Origin of the sequence: Trichormus sp. NMC-1, from assembly GCF_001858025.1 — a bacterium.
Lineage (GTDB): Bacteria > Cyanobacteriota > Cyanobacteriia > Cyanobacteriales > Nostocaceae > Anabaena.
Genome location: NZ_LZQD01000003.1, coordinates 1 through 13,951, shown reverse-complemented (window position 1 = coordinate 13,951; position 13,951 = coordinate 1). Strand labels below are relative to the sequence as shown.

The window sequence follows — 13,951 nt, the reverse complement described above, 5'->3', positions numbered from 1 at the left end:
CCTCTTGTAGTGGGAGTTTCATTATCAATTGATGTCCTAACCACCCTGTCCACGGCTATATCTAATTTATGGGACTTGCAAATACAAAAATACCTCAATCCCTACGGCACACTAGGTGTTAGCGTCGCTCCTCTGCAAGAGGCACACTTTAGCGATACGCTTTTCGGGTAGGGGGAGGAAAAGTCGTTTTGATTGCCGATATTGGATAATTTATTTTTGGGAGTTATCTCTACAATATATTGTACTAAATAATACGTTTTGTCATCAATAAATTATTATCTACTGAGGTAAATAATTTGGGAATTTAAAAGCAAATCTACTCTAGTTAGTGACAAAAATTGCCATTATATTCTATAAATAACTGGAGACAAAAGAATAAAGATTGTTGTAGATTTTATACATATTCCTAATCCCAAGTCGAAAATCGAAAATGAGATGAGTAATCCCCGTGTTTTGTGCCTTGGCGAAGTTTTGTTTGATTGTTTAGCTGATCAAATGGGGCTAAAGCTGGAAGAAGTGCAGTCTTGGACTCCCTACCCAGGGGGAGCGCCTGCTAATGTAGCCTGTGCTTTATTGAAGTTGGGAACGCCAGCAGGGTTTATTGGCGCAGTAGGAGAGGATGAACCTGGTAATAATCTGGTGAAGCTATTACAAGATGTAGGTGTAGATACAACGGGTGTGCAACGTCATCCTACAGCACCAACGCGACAAGTTTATGTTACTAGGGATTTGGCAGGCGATCGCACTTTTGCTGGATTTGGCGAATATGAGACTTCAGAATTTGCGGATACCCGTCTTCAAGCCAAACAATTGCCACATTCGCTGTTTGATGAAGCAGACTTTTTGGTTTTAGGAACTTTAGAACTAGCCTATCCTGAAAGTGAGCAAGCTGTTTTGCGAGCCTTGGAGTTAGCAGAACAATATGACCTGAAAATTATTCTTGATGTCAATTGGCGACCAGTATTTTGGCAAGATGAAAATACAGCTAAGTCAAAAATTCAGGCATTATTAAAGAGATTTGATTTTCTCAAACTGACTAAAGAAGAAGCTCTATGGTTATTTGATACTATAGATCCAGGTGCAATTACTTATCGATTGAATTCACTGGAAGGAGTTTTAGTCACAGATGGAGAAAATGGTTGTGCCTATTGTTTAGGTGAGAACGAAGGCAAATTACCTGCTTTTTCTATACCTGTTGTTGATACTACTGGTGCGGGAGATAGCTTTTTGGCTGGGTTTATCCATCAATTACATCTTTCTGGAATTCAAAGTTTGCGGGATGGAGTAACTGCAAAACGAGTTGTCACCTATGCTAGTGCTGTGGGAGCGCTGACTACTATTAAACCAGGTGCGATCGCATCCCAACCCACTGCGGCTGAAGTTGAAGCTTTTCTGGCTTCCCATCAACTTTAACAGTTATCAGTTAACAGTGTTCACTAATTGAAGTAACATCGTAATTAGGGGAATATCAGATATAATCAGCTGATATTTCCTTTACAAATCAAGTCCTTGCAAAGAAGAAATACGATGTCCAACTTGTTTATTATCTGCTGGGATATCAGAGTTCCTTCAGTATATACGAAAGTATATTGTGTTCCATCAAATGTTAATCTCCCTATAGGAAACCAAGCACGAGTTGTTGGATCTTGCCAAGCTAAGAAAAGAGTTTTCATAGATAAAAAATTCACTGTAAATTTAGCAGTTCCTTTTGATTTAATTCAAGTATTTTGTGAGCAAATTCTATTGCTGGTATGGATATTCGATGTTTGGGAATACGCATAATAATTTTTAAAGTATCATTACTGCTAATTTCTGCCAATCTATTAAGCCAAATTTTTGCAGGATTTGGATAAAGTTTTTTTACTTCACAAAAAACATCGAAATTTCTGAGACGGTGTGTATTACCAAGGGGAGAATAAAAAACAGAATAGCATTTTTGGGCATAGGCTTTAACCGAAAAACCTTTATCTTTTGTGGTTAATCTTTCTTCTCGTTTGGAGTCAGGCTCGTTTCTACCAAGACTAGAACCATGATCATAAGTTGGTGATAAGTAAATTTTATCTTTAACACTGATAAATGCCCAGTTTTTATGGTGTCGATCAGTATTACCTATCCACGCATCTAAGAGGATGTTTGAAAAGTAGGAAAGGGTGTAAAAAAGCTCTCTCAGTATAAGCTGTGAATAGATAAATAGACAGCACCGAGAGAGTGACATGAGTAAAGCATACCCCAGCAACCTGACTCGCGCCCAATATGAGTTTCTGAGGAGCAGATTTTTGCTAATCTTAATAGCGAACTGCTTGCAGCAGCGCTTCGCTATCGCATGATCTAGAGATCATAGGTCATGTTTTTTGTCAATGCGTAAGTCCTATAAGATATGAATGCAGATTGCTTAACTATTAAAGAATTCACAGAAGCGGTAGGTGGTGGAATTACTCCGCGTATGGTCAGGCATTATCATCAATTGGGACTATTACCGCAAGCTGTGCGATCGCACAGTAACTATCGCCTATACAGTCAACAAGATGTGATCAGATTGCAAAGAATTGTTGCACTCAAACAGCAAGGGTTTCAACTTAACCACATTCGCCACATTTTGGAAGGGAACGAAGCAGACACAAATCACGACCTGATAGGGCAACTACAACAGCAATATCAAGCGATAATACAACAAATTTCTCAATTGCGACAAACAGCTTCAGCTTTAGAAGGTTTGTTGGGGAGAGATGAACATTGTCAAATCATACAAGCCGAAGTTTTAGCCCAAATTAAGTTACTGGACGTTGACACCCAAGCAGGTTTAGGGGGACTGGAAAAACTTTGGAGTCGGTTAGACGCTGAAGTTCACAACCATTCAGAAGTATTCCCCGAATCGCTACAACGCTTATTACCTGATTTATCCAATTGTTCAGAAATTGAACAACATCTAATTTCTCAATTGGTTTTAGCTTGCGGTGATGTGAGTTTGGTATCTTTTTTGCGGTTGAGTCGGGAAGCCATAGCAGCCAGTCGCAAAGCCCTAAAATCTGGTTGTGAGATTATTGTCGATGTTCCCACAGTTGCAGCCACTTTAGACCAAACGCGATTATCACATTTAGGATGTCTAGTCAAAACTTTAATTGATAATCCCCACATTACCACTGTTACAGAAGCAGAACAGGCATTTTGGCAACATCAACAATGGCGAGAAACATTGCTGCAACAAAATACGGGGGCTATACTGGTAGTTGGTTATGCTCCTTCGGTATTGCTGGAAATCTGTACAGCCCTGGAAAACCAGAAAATTCAGCCTGCATTAGTGATAGGAATGCCCATTGGCTTTAGTCATGCACCCGCAGCCAAACGACAACTCATGGAACAAAATGTACCTTTTATCACTATAGAAGGAACTTTGGGTGGTGGATTATTAGCTACTACTGTCCTGAATTCTTTGGTAGAATCGCTGATTGATAAGCCGAATTGTCATTGTTATCTCGACAAAAGTCTCGTATAAACTATAGCCAAAAAGCTTTGGGTTTTTACCAGATCAACAAAAAGTAACAGAGATTAACTTTGAGTAAATTCGGTTACTGGGGATAAACATAACTAAAGATGTATAATTAGCGCGTCTCCTCTATACAAAAACATCTTGAGAATTAGCCCACTTTAACTATTTCTTATACCTTGATAAGGGGCATATGTGGCAACAAGAAAAAAAAGATAGTTTCATTGTTAATTTGGCTTTATCGCTGGCCTTGGCTACCGTGCCAATGGTAGCAAACATCTTAATTTCCAGACCTGTATTGGCAGAATCTACAACTGATGTTGCCACTTTCCCACTGCCGCAAACAGTTGAGAATGGCACTACAGTGCGGATTGATGGTTCCAGCAGCTTGGTGACGATTAACCAAAACCTAAAAGATGACTTTGAAAAAAAGTTCTCTGGAACAAAAGTAGAAGTGAGTGTCAATGGGACTGAGGCTGCACTGCAAGGTTTGTTAGATGGCAAAATAGATATAGCTGCGATCGCTCGTAAACTCACCCCAGCAGAACAAGCCCAAGGTTTAGAACAAGTCAATTTACGCCGAGAAAAGATTGCCATTGTCGTTGGTGCAAACAATCCTTTCAAAGGCGGTTTGACGAGTGAGCAGTTCGCCAAGATTTTTCGCGGAGAAATCACAGACTGGTCAGAACTAGGTGGATCTGCTGGTAAGATTCGGTTTATCGATCATCCTCCAACTAGCGATACTCGTAATTCTTTTCGCAACTACCCAGCCTTTAAATCCCGTGAATTTGCCACAGGTGCGAATGCTATCCAAGTCGCTAATGATAAAACCGCCCAAATTATCAAAGAACTAGGCACAGACGGTATCAGCTATGTGATCAATAATCAGGTATCAATGCTGGCAGATGTGCGAAAACTGAAAATACAGGAAATTTCTCCAGATAATTCTAGATATCCCTTTTCCCAGCCTTTCGTTTACGTTTACAAGCAAAATCCCACCCCCGGAGTAGCTAGTTTTCTCGGCTATACAACTGCAACCCCTGGAAAACAAGCAATAGAAGAGGCTATAAATGCGGAAGCATCTGCGATCGCTGCCAGTGCATTACAAAGTTTTAGTACAGAAACTACCACAAGTTCTACACCAGCGGCCACAACCACAGCAACTGCTTCACCATTAGAAACTTCATCACCTACAGTTAATTCAGGTAACGAGCAGCAGCTTGTGACTCCTTGGGACAATAATCCTATTGGGCAAAGGAATATAGTACTTTGGATGATCTTGTCTTTGTTGCCAATGATTGGTTTAGGTGGTTTCCTAACTTGGTGGTTACGGGGAAGACGGCAATCCCTCAGTAAAAACACAAAAGACTTGGAAGTATCAACTTCCATAAACTCCGGTTCAGATACAACATCTGACGAATACACCTTTATTCCCTTTGTTAACGATACTACTCCCACTAACGGAACATCTCACCACACTCAAAACACGACATCAACCGTATCCAACACAGAAGAAAATTTTACTTTCACTGAAATTGAAAGTTTAGAATCTGGTTTAACAGCCGTAGCTGTCAAAGAAAAAAACACCGCAACAGAAGATAAAAATGAAGTAGATATTTTTGCTGGGACAATTGCCCTGGATTGTGGCGAAGTTGTCTGGGACACAGAAGCACCAGTAGCTGTTGTGAAGACTCCCTATCCCCCAGTGCCAAATATTTTAGAACTGCCATTTGATCTAGAACTGCCAACAGATGATCTCACCAATTCCCTACTAGAATTACTGGATGAACCAGTAGATTCATCTCATCAACATTCCACAAATTCGCTTTTAGAATTGCTAGATGAACCAGTAGATTCATCTAATCAACATTCCACAAATTCGCTTTTAGAATTACTAGATGAACCAGTAAATTCATCTCATCAACATTCCACAACTTCGCTTTCAGAATTACTAAGCGAACCACCAGAAGCATCTAATCAACATTCTACAACTTCGCTGTTAGAAGTACTCGGTGTCTTAGCAAACTCAGCTAATGACGAATCCAATACTTCACTGCTAGAATTGCTTGGTGTGCTAACAACATCAACCGATGGCGAGTCCAACACTTCACTATTAAAATTACTGACTGTACCCACAGAAACATCTCATCAAGATTCCACCACTTCGCTTTCAGAATTACTGGGTTTGTCACCAGGCTCATTAGATGTGGAACTACCAACAGATGAGATAAACAATTCACTACCTGAGTTATCAGATGATTTAAGAGAGGTATCCAATCCCTTAGCTAATGAAGTTGAATTCCAGGCTAATTTGACAACAGAATTTGCTAATTATTCAGATGCGATTGGTGATGCTAGTATCGTCTTCACACCTCGCACTCCCAAATGGGCTTATGTTTCTTGGTATGTTTCTGAAACCCAGAAACAAGCACTGCAAAATAAAGGTGGTAATTTCTTAGCAGTGCGACTGTATGATGTCACTGATATTGACCTCAGTTACCAGATTCCCCAGCTAGTGCAACAGTATGAATGTGAAGAAGCAACACATGATCGTTACCTGGCTATTCCCCAAGGAAATCGCGACTACATGACAGAAATTGGTTATGTTACTTATGCTGATAGCTGGTTGTGTATAGCTCGTTCTGGTATTGTTCGCGTTTTCAGTCGTTCTAGTGCAGATTTCTGGTTTGTTACAGATACTGAGCTAGTTATTCAGGGAGCAACAGAACCTGGTACAACTGTTACTATCAATGGTAACAGCATTAAACTCAAATCTGATGGTACTTTCCATTTCCGTGTCCCCTTCTCAGATAACTTACTCAACTATCTGATCACAGCAACGTCTGCTAACGGAGGACAACGTAGAACTATCTCTAAGAAGTTCTCTCAGGAAAATTCAGAGAGTTAAGTTTTAGAAACTAGGAGTGACTCTTTTTTGCACTAATCACTCCTACTCCTCTCAATTTTCAACCCATTCTCATACTCAAATCCAACCACCTTGATTGCGTAATCGGCGCACTACTAGAAATATAATCAATACCTGTTTCTGCTACAGAGTGAATAGTCTCCAACGTCACATTTCCCGAAGCCTCAATCTTTACTCGACTATCCCGCTTGCGAATCAGATGCACCGCTTCACCCATCATCTCCAAAGGCATATTATCCAACATAATAATGTCAGCTTTATGGTCTAATGCTTCTTGCACCTGCGCCAAACTTTCCGTTTCCACCTCAATTGTTAGAGGATAAGGAATCTGGGAACGAATGCGGGTAATAGCTTGCCCAATTCCACCAGCGGCTACAATGTGATTATCCTTAATCATTACCGCATCATCCAACCCCATCCGGTGGTTAATCGCACCACCTACAGCAGTTGCGTACTTTTCTAAGATTCTCAACCCCGGTGTCGTTTTGCGCGTATCCACCAACTGAGCAGGTAAATCAGATATTTTTTCTACATATATATTAGTCAGAGTCGCAATTCCACTCAACCGCATCGCTAGATTCAGCGCTACCCGTTCCCCCATCAGCAGCGCATCCAAGGAACCGTTAATTTCTGCTACTACCTGTCCCGGTTCACATTTTGCCCCCTCAGCGGTGACATTCACAAAGTTAACTTCCTTATTCAAAAGCTGAAACACCCTGGCTGCAACTGGTAAACCAGCAATTATCCCTGGTGCTTTTGCTATCCATTTAGCTTGTCCTCTGGTGGAATTTTGGGATAAAAGAGATTGAGTAGTGCGATCGCCTCTACCAATATCTTCTAACAACCAACTATGCAACAATTGATCCAGCACTAAAAACGGTGGTAGTACAGCCACTGAACTGTTCTTCATATAAATAGACATCTCCAGAAATTAAATATGCTTTATCCAGAATCCTTGTAAAGAAGCTCCACATAACGTCTCTACATTGTTTTCCACTCTAGATATAATGCTTTAGTTCAGGAATTTTGGCGTAATTTAGCTGTAATCACTACCAAATACTCATGGGTAAATCCTAACTGCTTGACTTACAGCTAAAGATTTATCCCCCAGAACATAGAAAAAATGATGCGTTCTGGCTTATGAGCCTAACAATATCTATGCTCTATAGGAATGCTATAGTTCAAAACTCTTACCCTGTAAGGATTTGGCAGGGCGTAAAAAAATCCCGAAAAAAAGTTTGAGAAAGTAGTTGACAAACGAAAGGAGGTTCGATATATTGAATAAGTGCCGGAAGAGAGAACGCCGCAAAGCGAACTCGGAAGGACACCGAACCTTGAAAATATTATAGTTTGAAAGACAGTATACAACAAGTACCCTGCGTCAGAAAAGAAAATAACCTGACCGAGGTTGAAAAAGACGGTCAAGAGAGCTAAAACAAACAAACCAAAACGGAGAGTTTGATCCTGGCTCAGGATGAACGCTGGCGGTATGCTTAACACATGCAAGTCGAACGGAATCCTTAGGGATTTAGTGGCGGACGGGTGAGTAACGCGTGAGAATCTGGCTTCAGGTCTGGGACAACAGTTGGAAACGACTGCTAATACCGGATGTGCCGAGAGGTGAAAGGCTTGCTGCCTGAAGATGAGCTTGCGTCTGATTAGCTAGTTGGTGGGGTAAGAGCCTACCAAGGCGACGATCAGTAGCTGGTCTGAGAGGATGATCAGCCACACTGGGACTGAGACACGGCCCAGACTCCTACGGGAGGCAGCAGTGGGGAATTTTCCGCAATGGGCGAAAGCCTGACGGAGCAATACCGCGTGAGGGAGGAAGGCTCTTGGGTTGTAAACCTCTTTTCTCAGGGAAGAAAAAAATGACGGTACCTGAGGAATAAGCATCGGCTAACTCCGTGCCAGCAGCCGCGGTAATACGGAGGATGCAAGCGTTATCCGGAATGATTGGGCGTAAAGGGTCCGCAGGTGGCTGTGTAAGTCTGCTGTTAAAGAGTCATGCTCAACATGATAAGGGCAGTGGAAACTACACAGCTAGAGTGCGTTCGGGGCAGAGGGAATTCCTGGTGTAGCGGTGAAATGCGTAGATATCAGGAAGAACACCGGTGGCGAAAGCGCTCTGCTAGGCCGCAACTGACACTGAGGGACGAAAGCTAGGGGAGCGAATGGGATTAGATACCCCAGTAGTCCTAGCCGTAAACGATGGATACTAGGCGTGGCTTGTATCGACCCGAGCCGTGCCGTAGCTAACGCGTTAAGTATCCCGCCTGGGGAGTACGCACGCAAGTGTGAAACTCAAAGGAATTGACGGGGGCCCGCACAAGCGGTGGAGTATGTGGTTTAATTCGATGCAACGCGAAGAACCTTACCAAGACTTGACATGTCGCGAATTTCCTTGAAAGGGGAAAGTGCCTTCGGGAGCGCGAACACAGGTGGTGCATGGCTGTCGTCAGCTCGTGTCGTGAGATGTTGGGTTAAGTCCCGCAACGAGCGCAACCCTCGTTTCTAGTTGCCAGCAATAAGATGGGAACTCTAGAGAGACTGCCGGTGACAAACCGGAGGAAGGTGGGGATGACGTCAAGTCAGCATGCCCCTTACGTCTTGGGCTACACACGTACTACAATGCTACGGACAAAGGGCAGCTACACAGCGATGTGATGCAAATCTCATAAACCGTAGCTCAGTTCAGATCGAAGGCTGCAACTCGCCTTCGTGAAGGAGGAATCGCTAGTAATTGCAGGTCAGCATACTGCAGTGAATTCGTTCCCGGGCCTTGTACACACCGCCCGTCACACCATGGAAGTCGGTCACGCCCGAAGTCATTACCCCAACCTTTTGGAGGGGGATGCCTAAGGTAGGACTGGTGACTGGGGTGAAGTCGTAACAAGGTAGCCGTACCGGAAGGTGTGGCTGGATCACCTCCTTTTTAGGGAGACCTAATCCATTTAGAAATGAATTGCTAACAGTAAATAGGTTCTAAATTGGTCTATCCTAGGTCGGTCGCAGGTATGGATTGAGTCTTTCAAACTATGATTGGTTCGCTGAGGGGCTATTAGCTCAGGTGGTTAGAGCGCACCCCTGATAAGGGTGAGGTCCCTGGTTCGAGTCCAGGATGGCCCACCTGAATCAATTAAAAGTTAAAAATTAAGAATTAAAAATGCAGAAAAGATTTGTTTTTTAATTTTTAATTATCAATTTTTAATTGTTTTTGGAATTGACGGGGGCCCGCACAAGCGGTGGAGTATGTGGTTTAATTCGATGCAACGCGAAGAACCTTACCAAGACTTGACATGTCGCGAATTTCCTTGAAAGGGGAAAGTGCCTTCGGGAGCGCGAACACAGGTGGTGCATGGCTGTCGTCAGCTCGTGTCGTGAGATGTTGGGTTAAGTCCCGCAACGAGCGCAACCCTCGTTTCTAGTTGCCAGCAATAAGATGGGAACTCTAGAGAGACTGCCGGTGACAAACCGGAGGAAGGTGGGGATGACGTCAAGTCAGCATGCCCCTTACGTCTTGGGCTACACACGTACTACAATGCTACGGACAAAGGGCAGCTACACAGCGATGCTTCTCCCGTTGCTCAACATATAAATGAGCAACTTTCCTTGCCAAATGCCGAATCCTAGTAATGTAGCGAGTACGTTCCGTCACGGAAATGACACCCCGTGCATCCAGTAAATTAAACGTATGGGAACACTTAATCACATAATCCAAGCTAGGTAAAACTAATCCTCTTTCCGTAAGTTGGGATGCTTCCTGCTCATATATATTAAACAGACTCAGCAACATCTCAGGATTAGACGCTTCAAAATTATAAGTACACTGCTCAATCTCACCCTGAAGATGAACATCACCATAGGTAATGTCGTCCGTCCACTGGATCTTAGTAATAGCCTCCACTTGCTGGAGGTACATTACCAATCTCTCCAATCCATAGGTAATCTCAATCGACACCGGACGACAATCAATTCCCCCACATTGTTGGAAATATGTAAATTGAGTAATTTCCATCCCATCTAACCAGACTTCCCAGCCAGTACCCCAAGCCCCCACTGTCGCATCTTCCCAGTTATCTTCCACAAAACGAATATCGTGGTCTTCGGGACGAATACCCAAAGCTCTCAACGAATCAAGATAAATGTCCTGGATATTATCGGGTGAAGGCTTAATCAGAACTTGATATTGATAGTAATGCTGGAAGCGGTTCGGATTTTCGCCATAACGTCCATCTGTAGGACGACGACAAGGTTCAACATAAGCCACAGACCAAGGTTCTGGCCCTAACGCCCTTAAAAAAGTATGGGGGTTCTTAGTACCTGCACCCTTCTCCATGTCATAAGGCTGGGCAATTAAGCAGCCGCGATCGCCCCAAAACTGATGCAATATACCTATTACTGACTGAAAATTCACGCTCTACTCTTCCTTAAGTCAACAATTCATAAACCATTGTTGCCTAAACCCAGCATTGTGAGCAGTTTTGAGCCGTTAAAAAAATCCCGAAAAAAAGTTTGAGAAAGTAGTTGACAAACGAAAGGAGGTTCGATATATTGAATAAGTGCCGGAAGAGAGAACGCCGCAAAGCGAACTCGGAAGGACACCGAACCTTGAAAATATTATAGTTTGAAAGACAGTATACAACAAGTACCCTGCGTCAGAAAAGAAAATAACTGTTTAAGGGTAAATTTCCTGCGATTAGCATATATTCTCTGAACTAGAATCGCTCCTACTACACCCATAACCAAAATCCATACACCACCCCAAGGAATTGCTGTAAACAGCAAACCCAAAATATAACTAAGACAAATAATTATTCCACTCGTCTGCATCATAAAATTTTATTGCCAAAGCACACAGCATTGAAAATACTCCATCAACTTTCCTATAGGGAAGTTTATAAATGAAGTTTATAAATTAGGACTTACGCAAAACAGAACCAAAGTAGCAGTAATTCATGAATTACCGCTACACAGGAATAAGGTTTTCTCCAGGGGCAAGTCAGATGTTATTAAATCTACCAATTCCCGTGCAAGGATTGACACCGCCACTGAATGGTCGCTCTACATTTATGCGCTTGTCGAGTAATGGAACTGTTTACGCAGCTAGTTTAGCTATGTTTGCTCGCACGAATGTTGATGGTAGTGAACGTGCGCCCAATTTAGCAGAGTGGCAAAATTTATTAGATAACGGTGAATTATCTACACCTAGAGATAAAGTCCCAACTCCCCTTGAAGAAACTGGTAAACCAAGGATTTATGGAAGGGTAGCAGGTGTAGCAAGTGGTTCTCAATGGCGATCGCTCTTAGTCGATAATCCTAAAGTTAATTATTTGACAATTCCTCAACCCGGTCAAGCTTTTTCTTACCCTTTAAGCACACTACATGGTGGAACTTTTGGTACCGGTCAAATTCAAAGCGCATCTATGTTAGTCCGCTATCCTGATACGGCTTATCGCGCTCATGGCAATTATGGAATTCAGTATAGTCTTAGGTTGCCTTTATACAATACAACTCAAAAACAGCAAACTGTAACTGTGTCGGTGCAAACTCCCATCAAAGAAGATCAGTTAAATAAATCAGGACTACGCTTTTTCACCACACCAGCGCGTCAAGTCTTCTTTCGAGGAACAGTGCGAGTACGTTATCAAGATGATCAAGGTAAACCAAAAACTGAGTTTGTACATTTAGTGCAAACCAGAGGTGAACAAGGGAAACCATTAGTATCATTAAATATGAAGTCTCGGTCTAAGGCATTGAGGGCAATGCGACGTAATAAAGCAAAGTTTTGTGGACTGTGCATAGAACGGATTCGAGATTCATCTTCATGGAAAGTGACATCTAATGTCCAATGAACAGAGTTTTCAATGCCCCAATGTTGTCGGATTGCACTACCAATTTTGTTAGCATCACTATCAAGACTAGTGATATAAAATTGCACCTCATGAGTAGTTTTATTCCAATGCTGAATCTTCCGAACTACCATAACTACTGTTGTTAATCTGGAATTTTGGCATAGGAGGTGTTTCACCACTAATCACTTGGTGAATTAACCCATATCGAGATTTACGCTTGGGGACAGCTTGTAAACTTGGGCCTACTAGTCCATCTGCTTCTAAACCGTGACATCCAGCACAGTTGATTTGAAAGATAGCCTTTCCCTGTACTGGGTTTCCCATCAGCGATAGGACATTCTTGACATATGGATCGGAGGCTTGAGCCATCTGAACACCAAGAATGGCCAAAGGGATTACTATGAGTATCGCCAAAGCCGACAAAGCGATCCACAGGTAGCGAAATTCCTTGTCGGGTAAGTTCCGACCCGCACGAAAGGCGTAACGATCTGGATGGTGTCTCAGAGAGAGACTCGGCGAAATAGGAATGTCTGTGAAGATACGGACTGCCTGCACCTGGACAGAAAGACCCTATGAAGCTTTACTGTAGCCTGGAATTGTGTTCGGGCTTCGCTTGCGCAGGATAGGTGGGAGGCGTTGAGATATTCCTTGTGGGGAATATGGAGCCAACGGTGAGATACCACTCTGGCGAAGCTAGAATTCTAACCCATCTCCGTTAGCCGGAGAGGGAACAGTTTCAGGTGGGCAGTTTGACTGGGGCGGTCGCCTCCTAAAAAGTAACGGAGGCGCGCAAAGGTTCCCTCAGCACGCTTGGAAACCGTGCGACGAGTGTAAAGGCATAAAGGGAGCTTGACTGCAAGACCGACAAGTCGAGCAGGTACGAAAGTAGGCCTTAGTGATCCGACGGCGCAGCATGGAATGGCCGTCGCTCAACGGATAAAAGTTACTCTAGGGATAACAGGCTGATCTCCCCCAAGAGTCCACATCGACGGGGAGGTTTGGCACCTCGATGTCGGCTCATCGCAACCTGGGGCGGAAGTACGTCCCAAGGGTTGGGCTGTTCGCCCATTAAAGCGGTACGTGAGCTGGGTTCAGAACGTCGTGAGACAGTTCGGTCCATATCCGGTGCAGGCGTAAGAGCATTGAGAGGAGCCTTCCTTAGTACGAGAGGACCGGGAAGGACGCACCGCTGGTGTACCAGTTATCGTACCAACGGTAAACGCTGGGTAGCCAAGTGCGGAGCGGATAACCGCTGAAAGCATCTAAGTGGGAAGCCCACCTCAAGATGAGTGCTCTCACTACATAAGTAGGTAAGGTCACGGGCAGAACACCCGTTCTTAGGCGGTAGGTGGAAGTGCAGTAATGTATGCAGCCGAGCCGTGCTAATAGACCGAGGGCTTGACCTCTATTCTCATTGATAAATTTCGCGTTACTTGCAGTCTTCAGGGTTGTGTCATGTTAAAACTCAGATTTCAAATCTCTTATTTTTGACTTTTGACTTCCCAACGGGTTTTCCTGGTGTCTATAGCGCGGTGGAACCACACTGATCCCTTCCCGAACTCAGAGGTGAAACGCTGTTGCGGCCACGATAGTCTGGGGGTTGCCCCATGCCAAAATAGCTCGATGCCAGGTCTATTTCTACAACAAATCCCCCTCCCGCTTCACACCCGGGGGGTTTTGTTTTTT

6 protein-coding genes, 1 tRNA gene, 2 rRNA genes, 3 pseudogenes and 2 other annotated features are annotated in these 13,951 nt (G+C 43.5%); of the genes and pseudogenes, 7 read left to right on the top strand and 5 right to left on the bottom strand.

Annotation, left to right across the window (positions count from 1 at the left end; genetic code table 11):
* Positions 1–435 precede the first annotated feature (435 nt).
* Complete coding sequence (locus A9Y75_RS11420) at positions 436–1,413, top strand: carbohydrate kinase (protein WP_071189697.1); 978 nt, start codon at positions 436–438, stop codon at positions 1,411–1,413.
* A 137-nt stretch (positions 1,414–1,550) separates the two neighbouring features.
* Here the strand turns inward: A9Y75_RS11420 and A9Y75_RS29555 are convergent.
* Together A9Y75_RS29555 and A9Y75_RS11410 are read right to left on the bottom strand one after the other, a co-directional pair.
* Positions 1,551–1,673, bottom strand: a pseudogene (locus A9Y75_RS29555) (DNA-binding protein); the annotation flags it as partial.
* 11 nt (positions 1,674–1,684) lie between these two features.
* Positions 1,685–2,215 carry a HipA domain-containing protein gene (locus A9Y75_RS11410; protein WP_071189695.1) on the bottom strand — a complete coding sequence of 177 codons (531 nt, stop codon included), beginning with the start codon at positions 2,213–2,215 and terminating at the stop codon, positions 1,685–1,687.
* A 162-nt stretch (positions 2,216–2,377) separates the two neighbouring features.
* Between A9Y75_RS11410 and A9Y75_RS11405 the strand changes: the two genes are divergently transcribed.
* Both A9Y75_RS11405 and A9Y75_RS11400 read left to right on the top strand, forming a co-directional pair.
* On the top strand, positions 2,378–3,493 hold the full coding sequence (locus A9Y75_RS11405) for a precorrin-8X methylmutase (RefSeq protein ID WP_071189694.1): 1,116 nt from the start codon (positions 2,378–2,380) through the stop codon (positions 3,491–3,493).
* Between the two features lie 184 nt (positions 3,494–3,677).
* Positions 3,678–6,392 (top strand): substrate-binding domain-containing protein, encoded by a 2,715-nt coding sequence (locus A9Y75_RS11400; protein ID WP_071189693.1) that lies wholly within the window; start codon positions 3,678–3,680, stop codon positions 6,390–6,392.
* A gap of 58 nt (positions 6,393–6,450) precedes the next feature.
* On the opposite strand, the gene nadC is transcribed toward A9Y75_RS11400, so the two are convergent.
* A complete protein-coding gene (gene nadC / locus A9Y75_RS11395) occupies positions 6,451–7,320 on the bottom strand; it encodes a carboxylating nicotinate-nucleotide diphosphorylase (protein WP_071189692.1) in 870 nt (289 codons plus the stop codon).
* A gap of 536 nt (positions 7,321–7,856) precedes the next feature.
* On the opposite strand from nadC, the gene A9Y75_RS11390 reads away from it, so the two are divergent.
* The 3 genes and pseudogenes from A9Y75_RS11390 to A9Y75_RS11370 all read left to right on the top strand — a co-directional run.
* A 16S ribosomal RNA gene (locus A9Y75_RS11390) occupies positions 7,857–9,345 on the top strand.
* Between the two features lie 120 nt (positions 9,346–9,465).
* A tRNA-Ile gene (locus tag A9Y75_RS11385) sits at positions 9,466–9,539 on the top strand.
* 90 nt (positions 9,540–9,629) lie between these two features.
* Positions 9,630–10,087, top strand: a sequence feature (16S ribosomal RNA rRNA prediction is too short).
* 1,314 nt (positions 10,088–11,401) lie between these two features.
* Positions 11,402–12,154: pseudogene (locus A9Y75_RS11370) on the top strand (DUF3370 domain-containing protein); the annotation flags it as partial.
* Here A9Y75_RS11370 and A9Y75_RS26395 read toward each other — a convergent pair.
* Both A9Y75_RS26395 and A9Y75_RS11365 read right to left on the bottom strand, forming a co-directional pair.
* A pseudogene (locus A9Y75_RS26395) lies at positions 12,151–12,411 on the bottom strand (ISAs1 family transposase); the annotation flags it as partial. The pseudogenes A9Y75_RS11370 and A9Y75_RS26395 sit on opposite strands and share 4 nt — an antisense overlap.
* Positions 12,365–12,589: a cytochrome c gene (locus A9Y75_RS11365; RefSeq protein ID WP_236721403.1), complete on the bottom strand. Its 225-nt coding sequence runs from the start codon at positions 12,587–12,589 to the stop codon at positions 12,365–12,367. The pseudogene A9Y75_RS26395 and the gene A9Y75_RS11365, both read right to left, overlap by 47 nt.
* Before the next feature lie 201 nt (positions 12,590–12,790).
* Positions 12,791–13,659, top strand: a sequence feature (23S ribosomal RNA rRNA prediction is too short).
* Between the two features lie 120 nt (positions 13,660–13,779).
* Here A9Y75_RS11365 and rrf point away from each other — a divergent pair.
* Positions 13,780–13,897: ribosomal RNA gene (rrf, locus tag A9Y75_RS11360) — 5S ribosomal RNA — on the top strand.
* The last annotated feature ends 54 nt before the right edge of the window (positions 13,898–13,951 follow it).

Excerpts from the sequence above, each read along its gene's own strand:
- A9Y75_RS11365 (WP_236721403.1), bottom strand. The coding sequence starts at position 12,589 with ATGGGAAACCCAGTACAGGGAAAGGCTATCTTTCAAATCAACTGTGCT.
- A9Y75_RS11410 (WP_071189695.1), bottom strand. The coding sequence starts at position 2,215 with ATGTCACTCTCTCGGTGCTGTCTATTTATCTATTCACAGCTTATACTG.
- A9Y75_RS11420 (WP_071189697.1), top strand. The coding sequence starts at position 436 with ATGAGTAATCCCCGTGTTTTGTGCCTTGGCGAAGTTTTGTTTGATTGT.
- A9Y75_RS11400 (WP_071189693.1), top strand. The coding sequence starts at position 3,678 with ATGTGGCAACAAGAAAAAAAAGATAGTTTCATTGTTAATTTGGCTTTA.
- nadC (WP_071189692.1), bottom strand. The coding sequence starts at position 7,320 with ATGAAGAACAGTTCAGTGGCTGTACTACCACCGTTTTTAGTGCTGGAT.
- A9Y75_RS11405 (WP_071189694.1), top strand. The coding sequence starts at position 2,378 with ATGAATGCAGATTGCTTAACTATTAAAGAATTCACAGAAGCGGTAGGT.